The 25,908-nt window shown below is 34.7% G+C and carries 12 protein-coding genes; 11 read left to right on the top strand and 1 reads right to left on the bottom strand.

Going from position 1 to position 25,908, the window contains the following annotated elements; translation table 11 throughout:
* The first annotated feature begins 180 nt into the window (after window positions 1-180).
* The 10 genes from sasA to HMPREF2658_RS12415 all read left to right on the top strand — a co-directional run bounded on the left by sasA (window position 181) and on the right by HMPREF2658_RS12415 (window position 20,522).
* Window positions 181-7,002 carry a serine-rich repeat glycoprotein adhesin SasA gene (gene sasA, locus HMPREF2658_RS12460; protein ID WP_000044572.1) on the top strand — a complete coding sequence of 2,274 codons (6,822 nt, stop codon included), beginning with the start codon at window positions 181-183 and terminating at the stop codon, window positions 7,000-7,002.
* A gap of 128 nt (window positions 7,003-7,130) precedes the next feature.
* Complete coding sequence (secY2, locus tag HMPREF2658_RS12455; RefSeq protein ID WP_054194586.1) at window positions 7,131-8,342, top strand: accessory Sec system protein translocase subunit SecY2; 1,212 nt, start codon at window positions 7,131-7,133, stop codon at window positions 8,340-8,342.
* 10 nt (window positions 8,343-8,352) lie between these two features.
* Window positions 8,353-9,906 (top strand): accessory Sec system protein Asp1, encoded by a 1,554-nt coding sequence (gene asp1 / locus HMPREF2658_RS12450; RefSeq protein ID WP_000873207.1) that lies wholly within the window; start codon window positions 8,353-8,355, stop codon window positions 9,904-9,906.
* Window positions 9,896-11,464, top strand: coding sequence for an accessory Sec system protein Asp2 (gene asp2 / locus HMPREF2658_RS12445; protein ID WP_001137457.1), 1,569 nt, complete (start codon window positions 9,896-9,898; stop codon window positions 11,462-11,464). Before asp1 ends, asp2 begins: the two co-directional genes overlap by 11 nt.
* The gene (asp3, locus tag HMPREF2658_RS12440) at window positions 11,442-12,401 is read left to right on the top strand and encodes an accessory Sec system protein Asp3 (RefSeq protein WP_000916736.1); all 960 of its coding nucleotides are present in this window, start codon (window positions 11,442-11,444) and stop codon (window positions 12,399-12,401) included. Before asp2 ends, asp3 begins: the two co-directional genes overlap by 23 nt.
* Window positions 12,391-14,781: an accessory Sec system translocase SecA2 gene (gene secA2 / locus HMPREF2658_RS12435; RefSeq protein WP_070854443.1), complete on the top strand. Its 2,391-nt coding sequence runs from the start codon at window positions 12,391-12,393 to the stop codon at window positions 14,779-14,781. Before asp3 ends, secA2 begins: the two co-directional genes overlap by 11 nt.
* 17 nt (window positions 14,782-14,798) lie before the next feature.
* Complete coding sequence (gene gtfA / locus HMPREF2658_RS12430) at window positions 14,799-16,307, top strand: accessory Sec system glycosyltransferase GtfA (RefSeq protein ID WP_000158412.1); 1,509 nt, start codon at window positions 14,799-14,801, stop codon at window positions 16,305-16,307.
* Complete coding sequence (gene gtfB, locus HMPREF2658_RS12425) at window positions 16,300-17,658, top strand: accessory Sec system glycosylation chaperone GtfB (protein ID WP_000593149.1); 1,359 nt, start codon at window positions 16,300-16,302, stop codon at window positions 17,656-17,658. The genes gtfA and gtfB overlap by 8 nt, the downstream gene beginning before the upstream one ends.
* Window positions 17,659-17,899: 241 nt before the next feature.
* Window positions 17,900-19,795, top strand: a complete 1,896-nt coding sequence (gene sasF / locus HMPREF2658_RS12420) for a cell-wall-anchored protein SasF (protein WP_001151915.1) — start codon at window positions 17,900-17,902, stop codon at window positions 19,793-19,795.
* A 166-nt stretch (window positions 19,796-19,961) separates the two neighbouring features.
* Window positions 19,962-20,522, top strand: a complete 561-nt coding sequence (locus HMPREF2658_RS12415) for a cysteine hydrolase family protein (RefSeq protein ID WP_000088190.1) — start codon at window positions 19,962-19,964, stop codon at window positions 20,520-20,522.
* Window positions 20,523-20,788: 266 nt separating this feature from the next.
* Here the strand turns inward: HMPREF2658_RS12415 and HMPREF2658_RS12410 are convergent, their stop codons facing one another.
* Window positions 20,789-22,648 carry an amidase domain-containing protein gene (locus tag HMPREF2658_RS12410; RefSeq protein WP_001125632.1) on the bottom strand — a complete coding sequence of 620 codons (1,860 nt, stop codon included), beginning with the start codon at window positions 22,646-22,648 and terminating at the stop codon, window positions 20,789-20,791.
* Window positions 22,649-22,858: 210 nt separating this feature from the next.
* Between HMPREF2658_RS12410 and HMPREF2658_RS12405 the strand changes: the two genes are divergently transcribed.
* Window positions 22,859-25,840, top strand: a complete 2,982-nt coding sequence (locus HMPREF2658_RS12405; RefSeq protein ID WP_000785095.1) for a YhgE/Pip domain-containing protein — start codon at window positions 22,859-22,861, stop codon at window positions 25,838-25,840.
* The last annotated feature ends 68 nt before the right edge of the window (window positions 25,841-25,908 follow it).

Below are 25,908 nucleotides of genomic sequence, written 5' to 3'. Positions count from 1 at the left end.
TAAAATATTATACTAAATCCCACACAATAAAGAAAGCGATTTCATCAAAGGATATACTTTTGAGAAAAAATGGATTTTGACAAATGAAGTATTTTTTATTTGAAAAAAGAGTTGTATTAAATTGAATAGTGGCATATATTATAATCTAATGAATGTAAAGATAATACAAGGAGTTATTACATGAGTAAAAGACAGAAAGAATTTCATGACAGCTTAGCAAACGAAAAAACAAGAGTAAGGCTTTATAAATCTGGAAAAAATTGGGTGAAATCCGGAATTAAAGAAATAGAAATGTTCAAAATAATGGGACTACCATTTATTAGTCATAGTATAGTGAGTCAAGATAATCAAAGCATTAGTAAAAAAATGACGGGATACGGACTGAAAACTACGGCGGTTATTGGTGGTGCATTCACGGTAAACATGTTGCATGACCAGCAAGCTTTTGCGGCTTCTGATGCACCATTAACATCTGAATTAAATACACAAAGTGAAACAGTAGGTAATCAAAACTCAACGACAATCGAAGCATCAACATCAACAGCCGATTCCACAAGCGTAACGAAAAATAGTAGTTCGGTACAAACATCAAATAGTGACACAGTCTCAAGTGAAAAGTCTGAAAATGTCACTTCGACAACTAATAGTACAAGCAATCAACAAGAAAAATTGACATCTACATCAGAATCAACATTCTCAAAGAATACTACATCAAGTTCTGATACTAAATCTGTAGCTTCAACTTCAAGTACAGAACAACCAATTAATACATCAACAAATCAAAGTACTGCATCAAATAACACTTCACAAAGCACAACGCCATCTTCAGCCAACTTAAACAAAACTAGCACAACGTCAACTAGCACCGCACCAGTAAAAATTCGAACTTTCAGTCGCTTAGCTATGTCAACATTTGCGTCAGCAGCGACGACAAGTGCAGTAACCGCTAATACGATTACGGTTAATAAAGATAACCTCAAACAATATATGACAACGTCAGGTAATGCTACTTATGATCAAAGTACCGGTATTGTGACGTTAACGCAGGATGCATACAGCCAAAAAGGTGCTATTACATTAGGAACACGTATTGACTCTAATAAAAGTTTTCATTTTTCTGGAAAAGTAAATTTAGGTAACAAATATGAAGGGCATGGAAATGGTGGAGATGGTATCGGTTTTGCCTTTTCACCTGGTGTATTGGGAGAAACAGGGTTAAACGGTGCCGCAGTAGGTATTGGTGGCTTAAGTAACGCATTTGGCTTCAAATTGGATACGTATCACAATACATCTACACCGAATGCATCAGCAAAGGCGAAAGCTGACCCATCTAGTGTTGCTGGTGGAGGTGCGTTTGGTGCCTTTGTAACAACAGATAGTTATGGTGTTGCATCAACATATACATCAAGTTCAGCAGCTGATAATGCTGCAAAGTTAAATGTTCAACCAACAAATAACGCATTTCAAGATTTTGATATTAATTATAATGGTGATACAAAAGTTATGACTGTCACGTATGCAGGTCAAACATGGACACGTAATATTTCAGATTGGATTGCAAAAAGTGGTACGACCAACTTTTCATTATCAATGACAGCCTCAACAGGTGGCGCGACAAATTTACAACAAGTACAATTTGGAACATTCGAATATACAGAATCTGCTGTTACACAAGTGAGATACGTTGATGTAACAACAGGTAAAGATATTATTCCCCCAAAAACATATTCAGGAAATGTTGATCAAGTCGTGACAATCGATAATCAGCAATCTGCATTGACTGCTAAAGGATATAACTACACATCTGTCGATAGTTCATATGCGTCAACTTATAATGATACAAATAAAACTGTAAAAATGACGAATGCTGGACAATCAGTGACATATTATTTTACTGATGTAAAAGCACCAACTGTAACTGTAGGCAATCAAACCATTGAAGTGGGTAAAACAATGAATCCTATAGTGTTGACTACAACGGATAATGGTACTGGGACTGTGACAAATACAGTTACAGGATTACCAAGCGGATTAAGTTATGATAGTGCAACGAATTCAATCATTGGGACACCAACAAAAATTGGTCAATCAACAGTGACAGTAGTATCTACTGACCAAGCAAATAACAAATCGACGACAACTTTTACAATAAATGTTGTGGATACGACAGCACCAACAGTGACACCAATAGGAGATCAATCATCAGAAGTGTATTCACCAATATCCCCGATTAAAATTGCTACGCAAGATAATAGTGGGAATGCAGTAACAAATACAGTCACAGGATTGCCGTCTGGATTAACATTCGATAGCACAAATAATACTATTAGTGGTACACCAACAAACATTGGTACAAGTACTATAACAATCGTTTCTACAGATGCGAGCGGTAACAAAACGACGACAACTTTTAAATATGAAGTAACAAGAAATAGCATGAGTGATTCCGTATCAACATCGGGAAGTACCCAACAATCCCAAAGTGTCTCAACGAGTAAAGCTGACTCACAAAGTGCATCAACAAGCACATCAGGATCGATTGTAGTATCTACATCAGCTAGTACCTCGAAATCGACAAGTGTAAGCCTATCTGATTCAGTGAGTGCATCTAAGTCATTAAGCACATCTGAAAGTAATAGTGTATCAAGCTCAACAAGCACAAGTTTAGTGAATTCACAAAGTGTATCATCAAGCATGTCGGATTCAGCTAGTAAATCAACATCATTAAGCGATTCGATTTCGAACTCTAGCAGTACTGAAAAATCCGAAAGTCTATCAACAAGTACATCTGATTCATTGCGTACATCAACATCACTCAGTGACTCATTAAGTATGAGTACATCAGGAAGCTTGTCTAAGTCACAAAGCTTATCAACAAGTACATCTGATTCGGCTAGTACATCACAATCGGTAAGTGATAGTACATCAAATTCAATTAGTACATCAGAATCATTGAGCGAGTCAGCTAGCACCTCGGACTCTATCAGTATTTCAAATAGCATAGCCAACTCTCAAAGTGCGTCAACAAGCAAATCAGATTCACAAAGTACATCAATATCATTAAGTACAAGCGATTCTAAATCGATGAGTACATCAGAATCATTAAGCGATTCAACGAGTACAAGTGATTCAGTATCTGGATCATTAAGTGTAGCAGGGTCACAAAGTGTCTCAACAAGCACATCAGACTCAATGAGTACTTCAGAGATAGTCAGTGACTCTATCAGTACAAGTGGGTCATTATCTGCATCAGACAGTAAATCAATGTCTGTAAGTAGTTCAATGAGCACGTCTCAGTCAGGTAGTACATCAGAATCATTAAGTGATTCACAAAGTACATCAGATTCTGATAGTAAGTCATTATCACTAAGTACGAGTCAATCAGGTTCAACAAGCACATCAACATCAACAAGTAGTTCAGTACGTACGTCGGAATCACAAAGTACGTCTGGTTCAATGAGTACAAGTCAATCCGATTCAACAAGCATATCAACGTCGTTTAGTGATTCAACGAGTGATAGCAAATCAGCTTCAACTGCATCAAGTGAATCAATATCACAAAGTGTCTCAACAAGTACATCTGGTTCGGTGAGCACTTCGACATCGTTAAGTACAAGTAATTCAGAACGTACATCAACATCTATGAGTGATTCCACAAGCTTAAGTACATCGGAGTCTGATTCAACGAGCGACTCAACGTCGACGAGCGATTCTATCAGTGAAGCGATATCTGGTTCAGAGAGTACGTCTATATCATTAAGTGAATCAAATAGTACAAGTGATTCAGAGTCGAAAAGTGCATCTGCTTTTTTAAGTGAATCATTGAGTGAAAGCACATCCGAATCAACATCAGAGTCATTAAGTGGTTCAACAAGCGATAGTACGTCTTTATCAGATAGTAATTCTGAATCTGGTAGCACATCAACATCATTAAGCAATTCCACAAGTGGTAGTACGTCCATTTCAACGTCAACAAGTGGTAGCGCATCAACATCAACGGTTAAGAGCGAGAGTGTCTCAACATCATTGAGCACATCAACGAGTACAAGTTTGTCTGACTCTACAAGTTTGTCAACATCATTAAGTGATTCCACAAGTGGTAGCAAGTCCAATTCACTAAGTGCATCAATGTCGACAAGTGATTCAATCAGTACAAGAAAATCAGAGTCATTAAGTGCATCGACATCATTAAGCGGTTCAACGAGTGAGAGTGAATCCGGCTCAACATCATCAAGTGCAAGTCAATCCGATTCAACATCAATGAGCCTGAGCATGTCCCAATCAATATCAGGAAGTACAAGTACGTCAACGAGTACAAGTTTGTCTGACTCAACGAGTACATCATTGTCACTAAGTGCCTCAATGAATCAAAGCGGTGTAGACTCAAACTCAGCAAGCCAAAGTGCCTCAACCTCAACAAGTACAAGCACGAGCGAATCCGATTCACAAAGCACATCATCATATACAAGTCAGTCAACAAGCCAAAGTGAATCCACATCGACATCAACGTCACTAAGCGATTCAACAAGTATGTCTAAAAGTACGAGCCAATCAGGTTCAACAAGCACATCAGCATCATTAAGTGGTTCAGAGAGTGAATCTGATTCACAAAGTGTATCAACAAGTGCAAGTGAATCAACATCAGAAAGTGCGTCAACATCGCTCAGTGACTCAACAAGTACAAGCAACTCAACATCAGAAAGTACATCGAATGCAATTAGTACGTCAGCAAGCGCAAGTGAATCCGATTCGTCGTCAACATCATTAAGTGATTCAACGTCAGCGTCAATGCAAAGCAGTGAATCCGATTCACAAAGCACATCAACGTCATTAAGTAATTCACAAAGTACATCAACATCAATCCGAATGTCGACTATTGTAAGTGAGTCAGTATCCGAAAGTACATCAGAATCTGGCTCAACATCAGAAAGTACAAGTGAATCCGATTCAACATCAACATCATTAAGCGATTCACAAAGCACATCAAGAAGTACAAGTGCATCTGGATCGGCAAGTACATCAACATCAACAAGTGACTCTCGTAGTACATCAGCTTCAACTAGTACTTCGATGCGTACAAGTACGCTGGATTCACAAAGTATGTCGCTTTCAACAAGTACATCAACAAGTGTGAGTGATTCAACGTCATTATCTGATAGTGTGAGTGATTCAACATCAGACTCAACAAGTACGAGTACATCTGGTTCGATGAGCGCGTCTATATCGTTAAGTGATTCGACAAGCACATCAACATCGGCTAGTGAAGTAATGAGCGCAAGCATATCTGATTCACAAAGTATGTCAGAATCTGTAAATGATTCAGAAAGTGTAAGTGAATCTAATTCTGAAAGTGACTCAAAATCGATGAGTGGTTCAACAAGCGTAAGTGATTCTGGCTCATTGAGCGTCTCAACGTCATTAAGAAAATCAGAAAGTGTAAGCGAGTCTAGTTCATTGAGTGGCTCACAATCGATGAGCGATTCAGTAAGCACAAGCGATTCGTCATCATTAAGTGTATCGATGTCACTAAGAAGTTCGGAAAGCGTGAGTGAATCTGATTCATTAAGTGATTCAAAATCGACAAGTGGTTCGACTTCAACAAGTACATCTGGTTCATTGAGTACATCAACATCATTAAGTGGTTCAGAAAGCGTAAGCGAGTCTACCTCGCTAAGTGATTCAATATCAATGAGTGATTCTACTAGTACAAGTGACTCCGACTCATTAAGTGGATCAATATCTTTAAGTGGTTCCACAAGCCTTAGCACTTCGGATTCATTAAGTGATTCAAAATCATTAAGTAGCTCGCAAAGTATGAGTGGATCAGAATCAACGTCAACAAGCGTGAGTGATTCTCAGTCAAGCTCAACAAGTAATAGTCAATTTGACTCTATGAGCATCAGTGCATCTGAAAGTGACTCAGTGTCTACAAGTGATTCGTCTAGCATCAGTGGATCAAATTCAACGAGTACTTCACTTTCAACATCTGACTCAATGAGCGGAAGCGTATCAGTTTCAACATCGACAAGTTTAAGTGACTCAATATCAGGTTCAATAAGTGTAAGTGACTCGAGCTCAACGAGTACATCAGAGTCGCTAAGTGATTCTATGGCACAAAGCCAGTCAACAAGTACAAGTGCATCTGGTTCTTTAAGTACATCGATATCAACATCAATGTCAATGAGTGCAAGTACATCGACATCACAAAGCACGTCGGTGTCGACATCATTATCAACATCAGACAGTATCAGTGATTCTACTTCAATAAGTATCAGTGGTTCACAAAGTGCTGTAGAATCAGAATCTACAAGTGATTCAACTTCTATCAGTGACTCAGAATCATTGAGTACATCAGATTCAGACTCGACATCAACAAGTACATCTGTCTCAACAAGTGGTTCAACTTCAACAAGCGTATCCGAATCATTAAGTACGTCTGGTTCAGGTTCAACGAGCGTATCTGACTCAACATCAATGAGTGAATCCGATTCAACATCTATCAGTAACTCAGAATCAGTGTCAACAAGCACATCAACGTCATTGAGCACATCCGATTCGACAAGCACATCCGAATCGCTGAGTACATCTATGTCTGGTTCACAAAGCATTTCTGACTCAACATCAACAAGTATGTCTAACTCGACTTCAATGAGCAATTCAACATCAACAAGTATGTCCGGCTCAACAAGTACATCTGAATCTAACTCAATGCATCCGTCAGACTCAATGAGTATGCATCATACACACAGCACGAGCACATCTATTTCAACAAGTGAAGCAACAACGAGCACGAGTGAGTCTCAGTCTACATTAAGCGCAACATCAGAAGCGACTAAACATAATGGCACACGAGCGCAAAGTGAAGAAAGATTGCCAGATACTGGTGAATCAATAAAACAAAATGGGTTACTAGGTGGCATTATGACATTATTAGTTGGTTTAGGTTTAATGAAGAGAAAGAAAAAGAAAGATGAAAATGATCAAGATGATTCTCAAGCATAAATTGAATTTATAGTTGGCTAAAATTAAAAAGACTGGGGCGTTGTTCACTAAAAAATCTATATCAGATTTTAATAATTAGTGAAATAACCTTAGTCTTTTTAATGTTTTTGATATAAAAGAGGTGCAACATGTTAAAACTTTTACAACAATACGAATATAAAATTATATATAAATGTATACTTTACACATGTTTTATCTTGTTTATTTATATATTAGGTACAAACATTTCCATCGTTTCCTATAACGATATGCAAGTAAAACATGAGTCATTTTTTAAAATAGCTATTTCTAATATGGGTGGAGACGTTAATACTTTAAACATTTTCACTTTAGGATTAGGTCCGTGGTTAACATCAATGATTATCTTGATGCTGATTTCTTATCGGAATATGGATAAATACATGAAACAAACAAGTCTTGAGAAGCATTATAAAGAGCGCATCTTAACATTAATTTTAAGTGTTATTCAAAGTTATTTTGTGATTCATGAATATGTTTCGAAAGAACGTGTTCATCAAGACAATATTTACTTAACAATCTTGATTTTGGTTACTGGAACGATGTTATTAGTTTGGTTAGCTGACAAAAATAGTCGTTACGGCATCGCAGGACCAATGCCGATTGTAATGGTTAGCATTATTAAATCAATGATGCATCAAAAAATGGAATATATAGATGCAAGTCATATTGTGATTGCGTTGTTAATCACTCTTGTGATAATCACATTGTTTATCTTATTATTCATTGAATTAGTAGAAGTGAGAATACCATATATCGATTTAATGAACGTTTCCGCAACAAATATGAGATCTTATTTATCTTGGAAAGTTAACCCTGCAGGCAGTATTACTTTAATGATGAGTATTTCAGCATTTGTTTTCTTGAAAAGTGGTATTCATTTTATTTTATCTATGTTTAATAAAGACGTTTCAGATGATATGCCAATGATGACATTTGATAGTCCAATTGGTATTTCGGTGTATTTAGTGATTCAAATGTTATTGGGTTATTTTTTATCGAGATTTTTAATCAATACTAAACAAAAATCCAAAGATTTCTTAAAGAGTGGCAATTATTTTTCAGGAGTTAAACCTGGTAAGGGTACAGAACGTTATTTAAATTATCAAGCACGACGCGTATGTTGGTTTGGATCGGCATTAGTTACAGTCATTATTGGTATACCGCTTTATTTCACATTGTTTGTACCGCATTTATCTACTGAAATTTATTTCTCAGTACAACTGATTGTATTAGTTTACATCAGTATTAATATTGCAGAAACAATTCGTACATATTTATATTTTGATAAATATAAGCCATTTTTAAACCAGTATTGGTAAGGAGGTAATTATGAAATACTTTATTCCAGCTTGGTACGATGACCAACGATGGTGGCAAGACACGACTGTGCCGTATTATCAACTACAAAATAAGACGGAATTTGACGATATGATTAGTTTAATGGGAATGCACCTTGAAAATGACTTAGATTATCGTCTGATTGTTCTCAATCATGCACCAAATTTAAGAACATTTTTACATCGATATGACTTATATGAGACAAAGTATTGGTCTGTGTTTGATGAAATCCAAGGATTCATTCACCATGCGCCACAAGCGATTAATTATCATCACTTAAAATGGCCGGATGATGTTGAGTTTGTGTACACGCCGTATTTATTAAAATGTGTGACGAGTGAACAGACCTATACAAATATTTATTTTAGTCAAGAAGGGTATTCAATTTGGTTTGAAGAATTTGAAAGAGATCAGTTACAACGGCGTTATATTTTTGATGACAGAGGTTATTTATCAGCGATACGTTATTTTGATGATCAGGGAGAGGCTTCTTACCAAGAATATTTAACGATTAATGGAGATTGTGTACTTCATGAAGATTTGAAAAATGGCAGAGTCACTGTTTCAAAAAGATATCAACATCACTATCAACAAATAGAATATAACAATATGGCTCAACTAATTGAAGAAAAATTTCAAGCAATGATTGCACAACAAATACATGAAGATGATCATGTGATTGTGGCTTCAGATGCTAGGCACAATCGACAAATAGCCAATCATATTCCAGCGAAATCATTAAGTTATTCATTTTTTAAAAATAGAAATGAAACTGTGTCGGATGAGGAATATCAATCTATCGTAAAGAATGCCCATTTAATTGTTGATAGTGTGCAACTAGAACGTGATTTAATTAGTCATCAAGAGAAGTATCAGCGAGAGAATACAATGATTCGAATCACGCCATTTGAAACGAGACAATCACCTAATATAAGTAGTCAATTGATGGAAACATTTATAGGTGTATGGATAGATGGTATGAGTGACGCTGATTTGCAACAAATGATGCAACGACTTGTGGATTATATCACACAAGAAGATGATTACCGTTTAATTTTATTAACGCGCCATCAAAATGACATACCGATGTGGCTTCATGAATGTATTACGTCGGTAAATGAGGAATATCAGACTAAACAGAATGCGGATGTTAATGTTTCAGCATTAATGACACCTGAAGATCAAGATGACATCATTGCTGTTAAGACGATACATGCTGAACATGATGTTGTAGAAGTATTGCGGATGTTGCGACTTGTAATAGATATGTCAAAAGAACCTGATTTGTATTTACAAATTAGTGCAATTAGCGCTGGGATTCCACAAATTAATGGTCAACAAACAGATTACGTCTCTGATTATGACAATGGCCGTATTATAAATACAGTTGATGAATTAGATGATGCGTTAAATTATTATTTATTTTATTTGAAAAATTGGAATTATGCGTACGCCTATTCCTTAAAATTAATAGATGCATATGCTTCTAAGAATATTATTAATCAGCTCGATGAGTTAATAGAAGGTGAAAATGATGCCACGTAAATTTAGAGTTTTGCAAATTGGAGGAGACGATTTAGAACCTATTTTCCAACACAAAAAAGGTGTGAGTTGGGATTACTTCGATATTGGATTGTTTGAATTTGATAGTGGTTATGTAGAGGCTATTGAAGCGATTGTTGAAGCAGAAGGACACTTTGATTTTATCTATATTCAAGCACCATACTCGGAGACATTAACGAATTTATTACAAATGATAAGCGAACCTTACAATACGTATGTTGATGAATCATTTTGGTCTGTTGAATATGAACAAGACGAAAATGTCCAAAAATATGTTGTTCAACCATTACATTACCGGAACATTGAAGAACGTAATAATAAATTAGAGGCAGTTAGCTTCTCAGGACAGTATGGAGATAAGGTTTCTCCTAAGTTAGCACTTGTTCATCCGAATTTTAAAGGAGATGTCTTTTACCAAGGTAATTCAGAGCTCACGTTGAGTGGAGAATTTGGAAAAGAATTTAAACCTATCGCATCTTGGCAAAATAATCTCGTTTACGATAAAGATAAAGTTATTCAAATATGGCCAGAATTTGATATTGATGGTGCGGTCGAGTTGCAATATACATTTAGATTGATTCAAACTGGCGCTGATGGTGCATTAATTGAGCAAATCATATTAACTGATGATATGTTAGACAGTCCTTTAGAGATACCTACGAAACCATTTGATGCTTATATAAGTGTGACTGTTAAGGCGCGAGGGAACGGGACGGTACATTTAGGACCTATACACAAACGATGGTCTAGATTAGACATGGGTCAATTTTTACTCGGTGGTAGTCGTTTCGTAGATAGTCAACGACAGGAATTTATTTATTATTTCCACCCTGGTGATATGAAACCACCACTAAACGTATATTTTAGTGGTTATCGAACAGCGGAAGGTTTCGAAGGGTATTATATGATGAAACGTATGAATGCACCGTTTTTACTAATCGGCGATCCTCGTGTTGAAGGTGGTAGCTTTTATATCGGTTCATCTGAATATGAACAAGGTATTATCAATGTTATTGACGAGACATTAGAAAAGCTGAATTTTAAATCACATGAATTAATATTATCTGGTTTATCTATGGGTTCATTTGGTGCCTTGTATTATGGTGCTCAATTAAATCCTCAGGCAATTATTGTTGGTAAACCACTTGTTAATATTGGAACGATTGCTGAACATATGCGATTACTTAGACCAGAAGAGTTCGGTACAGCATTAGACGTCCTGGTGTCTAATGAAGGTGATACTTCTCAAGCGTCGATACAGGCATTAAATCAAAAATTTTGGCAAACATTTCAAAAGAAATCATTGTCACAAACTGTTTTTGCCATAGCATATATGCAACATGATGATTATGATCCACATGCATTTCAAGAGCTACTACCTGTATTGACAGCACACCAAGCAAGAGTGATGAATCGCAGTATTCCTGGGCGACATAATGATGATTCACCTACCATTGCAAGTTGGTTTGTTAATTTTTACAACATTATTTTGGAAGACAAGTTTGGGAGAGTTCAACATGCTGAAAAACAAAACATTTAAAGTTACTTGGAATTATATTTCACAAACTACATTTATGTATGGCTCAAAAGTATCATTTTCAAATGGTGAAGTGACTTTTATAAATCCTTTGATGCCCTCTGGATTACCGATTCATGAGTGGTTGATGTTAAAACAATTTTCAAAATATAAAAGTGCGCCAAGTTTACCAATTTTGCGTAGAGGACAGCATTATAAATTGCATTTTGATTTTGATGCAACGCCTGCTGGTTCAGTGTATTTTATCATCATTTTTTATAATAAAAATGGCACAAAACTAAGTACTGAGATTGTAAAGTCAAATAGTATTACGATTCAATATCCTGATGAAGCCTATGCTTATAAAATAAAAATGATGAATGCAGCATCGACGAGCCTTATATTTAGATGTTTAACAATTACAGAGATGACGCATCAAGATGATTTAGAGTATAAAAGCATGCGGGTGACGAAGATAGGCGATGACCAATATGGAAATGATAGGGTCAATGTCATTATTGCAGAACCATCTGACACCTATCCAACTATTTCGAATGATTTTTTGAAATCGTTTGGTCATGTTTGGCTCGTTGAACGTTGGATGGACGACAATATCGAGGAAAATATTAAGCAACTAAAGAATGATTTGCAAAGTCAAGATACCCTAACGGCTATTAATTTGATTAGTTATGGGTCAAAGTCAAATGTTTTTGCAACTTATGTCGCTCAGCATTTGGATTGCAAAGTGTATCGTACAAGCCATGAAGATGATGATTTAAAAGAATGGTTTACAGAACATGTCCCAGGAAATCATGAACTAAAAGATACAAATGTCGAGGTTTATTTTAAAGAAGAGCAAGACAACCATCTAAACTATATGTCACGTTTAATGAATCCAGTACGATTTTTAGATTACTTAGATGTATCGAAACTGAATGGTGGGGAAGTAAATGAAACATAAACTAGATGTTACGATAAACGAATTAAGGCTAAAGTCGATTAGAAAAATAGTGAAACGCATCAATACATGGAGCGATGAAGTTAAATCATATTCTGATGATGCGTTAAAACAAAAGACAATAGAATTTAAAGAACGTTTAGCATCAGGAGTTGATACACTAGATACATTATTACCTGAAGCTTATGCAGTGGCACGTGAAGCGAGCTGGAGAGTATTAGGTATGTATCCTAAAGAAGTTCAGTTAATCGGAGCGATTGTACTGCATGAAGGTAATATTGCGGAGATGCAAACAGGCGAAGGTAAAACATTAACAGCAACGATGCCTTTATATTTAAATGCACTTTCGGGAAAAGGAACATATTTAATTACAACGAATGATTATTTAGCGAAGCGTGATTTTGAAGAGATGCAACCATTATATGAATGGCTAGGTTTAACTGCTTCATTAGGTTTTGTTGATATTGTGGATTATGAGTATCAAAAAGGGGAAAAACGTAATATATATGAACATGATATTATATATACAACTAATGGACGTCTCGGTTTTGATTATTTAATTGATAATTTGGCAGATAGTGCGGAAGGGAAATTTTTACCACAATTAAATTACGGTATTATTGATGAAGTGGATTCAATCATTTTAGATGCTGCTCAAACACCATTAGTTATTTCGGGTGCACCAAGATTACAATCAAATCTATTTCATATTGTGAAAGAGTTTGTAGATACATTGATTGAAGACGTGCATTTTAAAATGAAGAAGACCAAAAAAGAAATATGGCTGTTAAATCAAGGTATTGAAGCGGCACAATCATACTTTAATGTTGAAGATTTATATAGCGAACAAGCGATGGTCCTAGTGCGTAATATTAATCTAGCACTGCGCGCGCAATATTTGTTTGAATCTAATGTCGATTACTTTGTATATAATGGTGATATTGTTTTAATTGACCGTATTACAGGTCGTATGTTACCTGGAACTAAGTTGCAAGCTGGACTTCACCAAGCTATTGAAGCGAAAGAAGGTATGGAGGTTTCAACAGATAAAAGTGTTATGGCAACAATCACCTTCCAGAATTTATTTAAACTTTTTGAATCATTTTCAGGTATGACAGCTACAGGAAAATTAGGCGAATCAGAGTTCTTTGATTTGTATTCAAAAATAGTCGTACAAGTACCAACTGATAAAGCGATTCAACGTATCGATGAACCAGATAAAGTGTTTCGTTCAGTTGATGAGAAAAACATCGCAATGATTCATGATATAGTTGAACTTCATGAAACGGGGCGACCGGTTTTACTCATAACGAGAACTGCTGAAGCGGCTGAATACTTTTCAAAAGTATTTTTCCAAATGGATATTCCTAATAATTTACTCATTGTGCAAAATGTTGCAAAAGAAGCGCAGATGATAGCTGAAGCAGGGCAAATTGGTTCCATGACTGTTGCGACTAGTATGGCAGGTCGAGGCACAGATATTAAACTTGGTGAAGGTGTCGAAGCATTAGGTGGATTAGCTGTTATTATTCATGAACATATGGAAAATAGCCGTGTAGACAGGCAATTACGTGGTCGTTCTGGTAGACAAGGGGATCCAGGATCATCTTGTATATATATTTCACTAGATGATTATTTAGTTAAGCGATGGAGCGATAGTAATTTAGCGGAAAATAATCAATTATATTCATTAGATGCACAACTATTATCGCAAAGTAGTTTGTTTAATCGCAAAGTTAAGCAAATTGTAGTTAAAGCGCAACGTATCTCGGAAGAACAAGGGGTTAAAGCTCGTGAAATGGCTAATGAATTTGAAAAAAGCATTAGTATACAGCGAGATCTTGTATACGAGGAACGCAATCGAGTTTTAGAAATAGATGATGCTGAGAATCGAGATTTTAAAGCGTTAGCTAAAGATGTGTTTGAAATGTTTGTAAATGAGGAAAAGGTGCTAACAAAATCGCGTGTTGTCGAGTATATTTATCAAAATTTAAGTTTCCAATTTAATAAAGATGTGGCTTGTGTTAATTTTAAAGATAAGCAAGCAGTAGTGACATTTTTATTAGAGCAATTTGAAAAGCAAGTAGCTTTGAATCGTAAAAACATGCAAAGTGCATATTATTATAATATTTTCGTTCAAAAAGTCTTTTTGAAAGCAATTGATTCATGTTGGTTAGAACAAGTCGACTATTTACAACAATTAAAAGCAAGCGTTAATCAACGACAAAATGGGCAACGTAACGCTATTTTTGAATACCATAGAGTTGCATTAGATTCATTTGAAGTTATGACACGAAATATCAAAAAAAGAATGGTGAAAAATATTTGTCAAAGCATGATTACATTTGATAAAGAAGGTATGCCAGTTATACATTTTCCATAAATGAAAAGGGGTAGCGCATGACAATATATAATATAAACTTTGGTATAGGCTGGGCGAGTAGCGGTGTTGAATATGCACAAGCTTACCGTGCTAAATTATTGAGACGTACAAATCAAGACACTAAATTTGTGTTTTTAGATTTTATACAGTCAGAGAACATACAGACATTAACGCAAAACATTGGGTTTGAAGATCAAGAAGTTATTTGGTTGTATCAGTATTTTAGTGATATTTCTATAGCACCAACAACGTACACGTTAGATGACATTGAACGTGAGCTTGGTCATGATATTAGTTTTAGAGAAAGAAATGGTAAGATAGTCCGCCTATATTTTAATGGGAAATCATCATTTGTAACATGTTATCTGCAAAATGAACAAAAAGACATTGTGGATCGTGCAGAATTTGTAATTAATAGTATGTTAGTACGTAAAGATTTTTATAGTTATACACGCATATTTTCTGAGTATTATGCACCAGCTGATAATAAAGCGAAATTATATATGCGACAATTCTATAATGAAAATGGTTCCATCGCTTATAACGAATATATTGATGGAGACAGCTCTATATATGTGTTTGCAGATGCGGTGTTGTATAACAAAACGGAATTTATTGCATACTTTTTACAACGATTGAATTTAACCCGAGACGATATTGTCATATTAGACCGCGCTTCTGATATTGGTCAGGCTGTTTTGCAGCATAAAGGTGATAGTAAAGTTGGTGTTGTGATTCATGCTGATCATTATAGTAATAATATGATGAGCGAGCAGCATATACTATGGAACAATTATTATGAATATCAATTTTCAAAAGCTAAATACATTGATTTCTTTATTACAGCAACAGATATTCAAAATCATATGGTTTGTCGACAATTTGAGCAATATCAAGGTTATCGCCCACGTGTTTATACTATTCCTGTGGGAAGCATTGATGCATTATCATATCCAACATTATCAAGAAAGTCATATGCGATGATTAGTGCATCTCGTTTAGCAAATGAGAAACATATTGATTGGCTTGTCAAAGCAGTTATCGTGGCTAAACGACAAGTGCCAGAATTAACATTTGATATTTATGGAGAAGGTAGCGAGAAGACGCGACTGCGTAAAATTATTGATACACACCGCGCGCAAGATTATATTCGTTTACTAGGGCATGTTAAACTTGATGAAATTTATACTGATTATGAGTTATTTCTTTCTGCATCAACTAGCGAAGGTTTTGGGTTAACACTAATGGAAGCGGTAGGCTCAGGACTAGGTATGATTGGATTAAATGTGAATTATGGTAACCCAACCTTTATTCGAAATGGGGAAAATGGCTACTTGGTACCTTTTGATACCGATGAAGATAGTGTGGATGATGTTGTCACAAAACTAGCTCATGCCATTGTAATGTATTTTAACAATGGACCCCAGACACCACATGATATCTCTTATGAAGTGGCACAACAATTTATGACTCAAGATATTATTTTAAAATGGGAAACATTAGTTCAAGAGGTGCTGCATGATTAAATTATTTGATTACTTTAACGATCATTCACGAAAGTTATATGAGTCTTTTAAAGCTAGTAAGTTGGAGGAAGATTTAACAATTGTACTCAATGACAATGGCTTTTTACCGGACGATGTTATATCACCGTATCAATTTTTTGCAGATAATCATAATTCAGAAAATATGAAACCACGATTCTTTAATCAGGTTACTGTACCAACTTTTTGGGAAATTAAAGGTAACAACAATTCGGCTACAATTAATGATATGGGACGTCTACGAGGCAAAATATTTTATCAAAGTGGAGAGCGCCCTAGAATTGTTAGTCGTGTCGAATGGTTTGATGACCAACAACGTGTCCGATTTGTCGATTATTATTCTAAGAATGGTATTAAATTTGCACAAACTGTTTACGATTTAAATCGTAAAGCGATCTTGAAGAAATATTTGACAGCAGAAGGTAAAGAAGTGATTTATGAAAATTTTGTAACATCTGATGTCATATTGGATTGGCAAGGGAAGTCTTACTTTTTCCCTTCAAAGCTCGCATTCGTATTATTTTTTATCAAGCAACTTGAAATTACGGAACATCATTTCGTTATTAACTCACTAGCCCTACCATTTTCAGTGTTATATAATTTGCCATCAAATGGTAGTGATGTTTTGGTATGGCAAGAACAGTGCGATGGTAATGTCCCAGGAAATATGCAATTGATGTGTAAAGGTGATATGAAACGACATTGTAATATTATTATTCCAGATAAAAACGAATATGAAATGATGCTCAATATAGCAGACGCAAAGGTTCAATCTCGTATTTTACAAGGTGGGTATCTATATAATTATCGTAGTCGTAATAGATTTACAAAAGAAATTGCAATATTAACTAACTCGGATCAACTTTGTAACATCAAGGTATTGGTTGAAACTTTACCAGATTTTAAGTTTCACATCGCTGCTATTACAGAGATGTCTGATAAGCTAATGCAACTTGATCAATATGCTAATGTGCACTTATACCCATCTATTAATATAGACAGGGTAAATGAACTATACCAGTTATGTGATATTTATCTTGATATCAATGAAGGTAATGAAATTTTAAATGCGGTGGAACAAGCGTTTGACTATGAGTTGTTGATTTTAGGTTATCGTCAAACAGCACACCATGCTAAAGTAACGCTATCAGAGCACTTATTTGAGCATAATGATGAGATAACAATGGAAAGTAAAGACCAATTAATACAAATGTTAGAAAGTTTGAAAGATCAACAACAGTTTCGAGATGCTTTATTAGCACAAAAAGCACATGCACACGAAATCTCGCGTGAACAATTTGAGCAAGTTTTTAAACAGGCGCTCGAAAGCTAAAAAGAAAAAGCAGTCTAAAATAAAACATCATTTAATATAAAAGATTTGACGTAATATGATGTTAGCGACATGGACAATATGATATTACGTCATGCTTGTTTTGTTTACTTAAATATAAGCTGAGTAATAAGTAGATAATTACTAACAACAATAACTAGATAGATAAGTGTAAATTTCTTGTAAATAGGTATATAATAGTATGTAATTCTTTGAAGGAAGTAAGTGAGAAAGGAGTAAGTTGATGGCTAAATATCGAGGGAAACCGTTTCGATTATATGTAAAGTTATCGTGTTCGACAATGATGGCGACTAGTATCATTTTAACGAATATCTTGCCGTACGATGCCCAAGCTGTATCTGAAAAGGATACTGAAATTTCAAAAGAGATATTATCTAAGCAAGATTTATTAGACAAAGTTGACAAAGCAAATCGTCAAATTGAGCAATTAAAACAGTTATCGGCTTCATCTAAAGCACATTATAAAGCACAACTAAATGAAGCGAAAACAGCATCGCAAATAGATGAAATCATAAAACGAGCTAATGAGTTGGATAGCAAAGACAATAAAGGTTCTCACATTGAAATGAACGGTCAAAGTGATATAGACAGTAAATTAGATCAATTGCTTAAAGATTTAAATGAGGTTTCTTCAAAGGTTGATAGGGGTCAACAAAGTGACGAGGACGATCTTAATGCAATGAAAAATGATATGTCACAAACGGCTGCAACAAAACATGGAGAAAAAGATAATAAAAATGATGAAGCAATGGTAGATAATGCGTTAGAAGACTTAGACCATTTGAGTCAACAAATACGCAAATCGAAAGATACATCGAAAGATCCAGAAGTGTCTACAACAGATAATAATCATGAAGTGGCTAAAACGCCAAATAATGATGATTCTGGACATGGTGTGTTAAATAAATTTCTTTCAAATGAAGAGAATCAAAGCCATAGTAATCGACTCACTGATAAATTACAAGGAAGCGATAAAATTAATCATGCTATGATTGAAAAATTGGCTAAAAGTAATGCCTCAACGCAACATTACACATATCATAAACTGAATACGTTACAATCTTTAGATCAACGTATTGCAAATACGCAACTTCCTAAAAATCAAAAATCAGACTTAATGAGCGAAGTAAATAAGACGAAAGAGCGTATAAAAAGTCAACGAAATATTATTTTGGAAGAACTTGCACGTACTGATGATAAAAAGCATGCTACACAACGCATTTTAGAAAGTATATTTAATAAAGACGAGGCAGATAAAATTCTAAAAGATATACGTGTTGATGGTAAAACAGATCAACAAATTGCAGATCAAATTACTCGTCATATTGATCAACTATCTCTGACAACGAGTGATGATTTATTAACGTCATTGATTGATCAATCACAAGATAAGTCGCTATTGATTTCTCAAATTTTACAAACGAAATTAGGAAAAGCTGAAGCAGATAAATTGGCTAAAGATTGGACGAATAAAGGATTATCAAATCGTCAAATCGTTGACCAATTGAAGAAACATTTTGCATCAACTGGTGACACGTCTTCAGATGATATATTAAAAGCAATTTTGAATAATGCCAAAGATAAAAAACAAGCAATTGAAACGATTTTAGCAACACGTATAGAAAGACAAAAGGCAAAATTACTGGCAGATTTAATTACTAAAATAGAAACAGATCAAAATAAAATTTTTAATTTAGTTAAATCGGCATTGAATGGTAAAGCGGATGATTTATTGAATTTACAAAAGAGACTCAATCAAACGAAAAAAGATATAGACTATATTTTATCACCAATAGTAAATCGTCCAAGTTTACTAGATCGATTGAATAAAAATGGGAAAACAACAGATTTAAATAAGTTAGCAAATTTAATGAATCAAGGATCAAATTTATTAGACAGTATTCCAGATATACCCACACCAAAGCCAGAAAAGACGTTAACACTTGGTAAAGGTAATGGATTATTAAGTGGATTATTAAATGCTGATGGTAATATATCTTTGCCTAAAGCGGGGGAAACGATAAAAGAACATTGGTTGCCGATATCTGTAATTGTTGGTGCAATGGGTGTACTAATGGTTTGGTTATCACGACGCAATAAGTTGAAAAATAAAGCATAATTATATTGGGGGGAGAGCATCTATATATTTTTAAAGTATATAAGACGTCTTATTCCCCCTTAAATTATTGTGAAGTATATGCAAAATGCAATGAATAGATTGTCCATCATTTTAACGTTATAATGAATTTAACGACTTAGAACTACACAAGTAAAGGAGAATGAAGATGTCTCGAAAAACGGCGCTATTAGTTTTGGATATGCAAGAAGGTATAGCGAGTAGTATACCTAGAATAAAAAATATTATTAAAGCGAATCAGAGAGCAATTGAAGCAGCAAGACAACATCGAATACCAGTCATTTTCATACGTTTAGTGTTAGATAAGCATTTTAATGATGTCTCCTCGAGTAATAAAGTGTTTTCAACAATTAAAGCTCAAGGATATGCGATTACTGAAGCAGATGCATCTACACGAATACTTGAAGACTTAGCACCACTAGAAGATGAGCCGATTATTTCTAAGCGACGCTTTAGCGCATTTACAGGTAGTTACTTGGAAGTTTATTTACGTGCAAATGATATTAATCATTTAGTATTAACAGGTGTCTCTACAAGTGGCGCTGTATTGAGCACGGCATTAGAAAGTGTAGATAAAGACTATTATATTACTGTTTTAGAAGATGCTGTTGGTGATAGATCAGATGATAAACATGACTTTATTATTGAACAAATTTTATCACGCTCATGTGACATTGAATCCGTAGAGTCATGGAAAAGTAGTTTATAGTTAATATAACGTCAATTAAAGCTCGGCAGTAATGTTTGAGAATAAGTACATTTGCTCATATTTATAAAATGTGTGAGATGGCAATTGAAACGGATATGATGAGGAACATTTGAACATAAAATAATATACTTATATAAAATGACCCGAGGCGTTCGAACTGAATGCCTCGGGTTTAATTGAATAAGAAATCGGACTTATGAACAGAAATATGTTTAAGTCCGAACTCCTTGTTTATACTTATAAATTTTACTGGTTTAATATAATACTTATTTACCTGTAATATATGATAATTCTTCAGCGGCAGCTGCATTGATAGTTCTATGAGAAATGATACCTAATCCTTTAACATTGGATTCTGAAATAACGATAGAACCATCACTGTTAACTTTTTCAACAAATGCTACATGACCGTAATGTTGATCTGCACCAAATTGTCCAGCCTCAAATACAACAGCAGCATGACGTTTTGGTGTATGACTTACTTGATAATCACGGTATTGAGCTCGATTATTCCAATTATGTGCATCACCTAAATCGCCTGAGATAGATGTACCAAATTGTTTCATACGGTTATATACGTACCAAGTACATTGGCCATGTGGATATGGCATACTATCAGATACCTCACGGAAAGGTTTGAATTCATCTGATGAATCATCATAATCCTTGATAGAACGTTCATATTTATCTAAATCTGGCATGCGTTCATCGTCAAACTGAGTTAATTGATAGTGTTTAATAATACTGTTTAATTTCTTAGCATAGTTTGGATCTGTAGCATATGTTTTAGATAAGTGTGATGTTGCATCTTTATAAGAATCGGCTTCCGATTTCCATGTTGGTTTATAAATTGTTCGATTGCCATCAATACCATTTTTAATAAGGTCAGAGTAATCTTTTAGTGATTCTTTCGTGCTTGGATATTTTCGGAATCCAGCATTAATACTATACAATTGATTACCATCAGCTTCTAATGTGTTAAAAGGAACAGAATTCCCTTCAAAAGCACCTTTGATACCGAATAAATTATGGTTTGGTGACTTAGCTAAAGCACTGCGACCTGAGTCAGATTCTAAGATTGCTTGGGCAATCATGACAGACGCATAAATATCGCTATCTTGACCAATGCGATGTGCATCTTTAGCAATTGATTTTACAAATTGACGTGTATCTTTTGAGTCAACAACGTTAAATTGTCCACTATCATCACTGTTAGATATACTAGGGTCTGTTTCGAATAATGATGTTGCACGTGTATCCTTTTGATTAACATCGTTATTGAATGATTGAGCAGGTTTAGATTTATGTTTCAATTCATCTTGTGTTGGTAACTGTGGATTCTTTGTATTAGATTTTTCATTTTTGTCTTTTTTAGATTGAGATGCGTAATCTTTTTGTGTTTTCTTTGCATCTTCACTGTATTGATCCAAAATAGAGTCTAAAGCCGAATCTGACATTGATTGATTATCTTTCGATGAAGATTTTTGATTTGCTTTATCGTCACTTGCTGGTTGACTATTTGATTGATTTGGTTGTGTTGGCTTTGGCGAATTTGGTTGCTTATTAGATGTACTTGGTTTTGTATTGTTTGATTTAGGTGCTTTTTGATTGTCTGCTTTATCTTGTTTAGATGATTGCGTATCAGTATCATTTTTGATGCTATTATCACTGTTTTTATTCGAATCATTTGTTGACTTTTCACCATTACGAGGTTGTTCGTAATCAGAAATATCCGAATTTAAATTGAATAAGTTTTGGATTAAAGTTGTTAATGAGTAATTATCATCGTATTTATTTTTGGTTAGCAATTGGTTTATATTGGTTTGTGGTAAATTCTTATAAATAAAATCAATGATATTGTTAGAGTCTGAAGTGCTGTCGTCTATAGTTTTAACTTTTTTGTCTTTATTGTCTTGGTTACTAGTATTATTGTTGTCTGCTTTATCAGTATCTTTACTTGTAGTATCCTTAGAAGTTTCATCATCAGTAGATTTTTTGGAATCATGAGATGTTGTCTTAGCTGTAGTATCTTTTTGAGGTGTGTCAGCATAAGCGGTAGGTGAAACTAAAGTAGGCAATACGAGCGTAGTTGATAGCAAATAAATTAAAATTTTATTTTTAGGCATATTTCGTATTCTCCCTTGAAAAATATAATAATTAAGTGTGATAATAAACTATGATTTGTTATAATTTATCGTATGCTGAAAATAGTTGATAGGTATCAATCGACTAAATATCTTCCAGTAAATTGATTATACTAATTTACAACGCAAAAATAAATTAATTTACAAAAAATATATAAAAAATATGAATAATTCCTACATAGGAGTGTGACAATGAAGAACGCATTTAAATTATTTAAAATGGATCTGAAGAAAGTAGCTAAGACGCCAGCTGTGTGGATTATCTTAGCAGGCTTAGCTATTTTGCCATCGTTCTACGCTTGGTTTAACTTATGGGCAATGTGGGATCCATATGGCAACACGGGACACATCAAGGTCGCAGTCGTTAATGAAGATAAAGGCGACACAATCAGAGGGAAAAAAGTTAATGTCGGTAATACGATGGTTAATACACTCAAGAAAAATAAAAGTTTTGATTGGCAGTTTGTAAGTAGAGAGAAAGCTGATCATGAGATAAAAATGGGTAAATATTTTGCGGGTATTTACATCCCATCTAAGTTTACACATGAAATTACCGGAACACTACGTAAGCAGCCTCAAAAAGCAGATGTAGAATTTAAGGTGAATCAGAAGATTAACGCTGTTGCGTCTAAGCTAACAGATACTGGTTCGTCAGTTGTCGTTGAAAAAGCGAATGAACAATTTAATAAAACAGTAACTCGAGCATTATTAGAAGAAGCTAACAAAGCAGGTTTAACTATTGAAGAAAATGTGCCGACAATTAATAAGATAAAAAATGCGGTATATTCAGCAGATAAAGCTTTACCTAAGATTAATGACTTTGCGAATAAAATTGTATATTTGAATAACCACCAAGCGGATTTAGATAAATATGCGAATGATTTTAGAAAACTAGGAAATTATAAAGGTGATATTTTAGATGCTCAGAAAAAATTAAACGAAGTCAATGGTGCTATTCCGCAACTTAATGAAAAGGCTAAGTTGATATTAGCTTTAAATAATTATATGCCGAAAATTGAAAAAGCGTTAAATTTTGCAGCTGATGACGTGCCAGCGCAGTTCCCTAAAATTAATCAAGGACTTAACATTGCGAGTCAAGGTATTGATCAAGCTAATGGACAGTTAAATGATGCCAAAGGCTTCGTCACACAAATTAGAAGTAGAGTCGGTGATTATCAAGAAGCAATTCGACGCGCGCAAGATTTGAATCGAAGAAACCAGCAACAGATTCCTCAAAATAGCGCGGCGAACAACGAAACATCAAATAGTGCACCTGCAGCTGGTAATGGTGTAGCATCAACGCCACCAAGTGCACCAAATGGCAATACTGCACCAAATAATAATGTTACGCAAAATACCGCACCAAATAGTAATAATGCGCCTGTATCAACTACACCACAAAGTACAAGCGGGAAAAAAGATGGTCAAAGTTTTGCAGATATAACAACAACACAAGTCAGCACAGCTAACGAGAACACACAAAATATTACAGATAAAGATGTTAAATCAATGGAAGCGGCATTAACGGGCTCTTTATTATCATTATCAAATAATTTAGATACCCAAGCGAAAGCCGCACAAAAAGATAGTCAGGCATTACGTAATATTTCGTATGGCATTTTAGCATCGGACAAGCCTTCTGATTTTAGAGAGTCTTTAGATAATGTTAAGTCCGGTTTAGAATACACAACTCAATATAATCAGCAATTTATCGATACATTAAAAGAGATTGAGAAGAATGAAAATGTTGATTTATCAAAAGAAATTGATAAGGTAAAGGCAGCTAATAATCGAATTAATGAATCATTAAGGTTAGTTAATCAATTAAGCAATGCATTAAAGAATGGTAGTTCAGGAACTGCTGAAGCCACTAAATTACTAGATCAACTGTCAAAACTAGATTCATCATTATCATCATTTAGAGATTATGTTAAAAAAGATCTTAACAGCTCTTTAGTATCAATATCACAACGTATTATGGATGAATTGAACAAAGGGCAAACGGCATTGTCTAATGTTCAGTCTAAGCTAAATACAATTGATCAAGTCATCAACAGTGGTCAATCTATTTTAAAAAATGGTAAAACACGTATTGATCGCTTGCAAACAGTATTACCAAGTATTGAACAACAATACATTAGTGCTATTAAAAATGCTCAAGCAAACTTCCCGAAAGTGAAAAGTGATGTAGCGAAAGCTGCTAACTTTGTGCGCAATGACTTACCACAGTTGGAACAGCGATTAACCAATGCGACTGCAAGTGTGAATAAAAATTTACCAACGTTATTAAATGGTTATGATCAAGCGGTAGGATTACTAAATAAAAATCAGCCACAAGCGAAAAAGGCTTTATCAGATTTAGCTGATTTTGCACAAAATAAATTGCCAGATGTTGAAAAAGATCTGAAAAAAGCGAATAAGATTTTCAAGAAGTTAGACAAAGACGATGCAGTCGATAAATTAATCGACACACTTAAGAATGATTTGAAAAAGCAAGCGGGTATTATTGCAAATCCTATTAATAAGAAGACTGTTGATGTTTTCCCAGTTAAGGATTATGGATCAGGGATGACACCATTCTATACTGCATTATCGGTATGGGTAGGTGCACTCTTGATGGTAAGTTTATTAACGGTTGATAATAAACATAAGAGCTTAGAGCCAGTGTTAACGACAAGACAAGTATTCTTAGGTAAAGCAGGATTCTTTATAATGCTTGGTATGTTGCAAGCACTCATTGTATCGGTTGGAGATTTGTTAATCCTAAAAGCAGGAGTTGAGTCACCTGTATTATTCGTACTTATAACGATTTTCTGTTCGATTATTTTCAACTCAATCGTATATACGTGCGTATCATTACTTGGTAACCCAGGTAAAGCCATTGCAATCGTATTGCTTGTATTACAAATTGCAGGTGGTGGGGGTACATTCCCAATTCAAACGACACCACAATTTTTCCAAAACATTTCACCATACTTACCATTTACGTATGCCATTGATTCATTACGTGAAACAGTAGGCGGTATTGTTCCGGAAATCTTAATTACAAAATTAATTATATTAACGTTATTTGGCATAGGATTCTTCGTTGTAGGTTTAATTTTAAAACCTGTAACAGATCCATTGATGAAGCGCGTATCTGAAAAAGTTGACCAAAGTAACGTTACAGAATAAAAATGAAATCCACACACTAGGGTTCTATCACCTTAATGTGTGGATTTTTATGTTTTTAGACAGAAGAG

It is taken from the genome of Staphylococcus sp. HMSC062H10 (assembly GCF_001836945.1).
Classification (GTDB): Bacteria; Bacillota; Bacilli; order Staphylococcales; family Staphylococcaceae; genus Staphylococcus; species Staphylococcus aureus.
This window is presented reverse-complemented; position numbering and strand designations above follow the sequence as displayed.

Bases quoted from the DNA above. Each gene is read 5' to 3' on its own strand.
- sasF (WP_001151915.1), top strand. From the start codon at position 17,900: ATGGCTAAATATCGAGGGAAACCGTTTCGATTATATGTAAAGTTATCG.
- asp2 (WP_001137457.1), top strand. From the start codon at position 9,896: ATGCCACGTAAATTTAGAGTTTTGCAAATTGGAGGAGACGATTTAGAA.
- gtfB (WP_000593149.1), top strand. From the start codon at position 16,300: ATGATTAAATTATTTGATTACTTTAACGATCATTCACGAAAGTTATAT.
- asp1 (WP_000873207.1), top strand. From the start codon at position 8,353: ATGAAATACTTTATTCCAGCTTGGTACGATGACCAACGATGGTGGCAA.
- gtfA (WP_000158412.1), top strand. From the start codon at position 14,799: ATGACAATATATAATATAAACTTTGGTATAGGCTGGGCGAGTAGCGGT.
- asp3 (WP_000916736.1), top strand. From the start codon at position 11,442: ATGCTGAAAAACAAAACATTTAAAGTTACTTGGAATTATATTTCACAA.
- sasA (WP_000044572.1), top strand. From the start codon at position 181: ATGAGTAAAAGACAGAAAGAATTTCATGACAGCTTAGCAAACGAAAAA.
- secA2 (WP_070854443.1), top strand. From the start codon at position 12,391: ATGAAACATAAACTAGATGTTACGATAAACGAATTAAGGCTAAAGTCG.
- HMPREF2658_RS12410 (WP_001125632.1), bottom strand. From the start codon at position 22,648: ATGCCTAAAAATAAAATTTTAATTTATTTGCTATCAACTACGCTCGTA.
- HMPREF2658_RS12415 (WP_000088190.1), top strand. From the start codon at position 19,962: ATGTCTCGAAAAACGGCGCTATTAGTTTTGGATATGCAAGAAGGTATA.
- secY2 (WP_054194586.1), top strand. From the start codon at position 7,131: ATGTTAAAACTTTTACAACAATACGAATATAAAATTATATATAAATGT.
- HMPREF2658_RS12405 (WP_000785095.1), top strand. From the start codon at position 22,859: ATGAAGAACGCATTTAAATTATTTAAAATGGATCTGAAGAAAGTAGCT.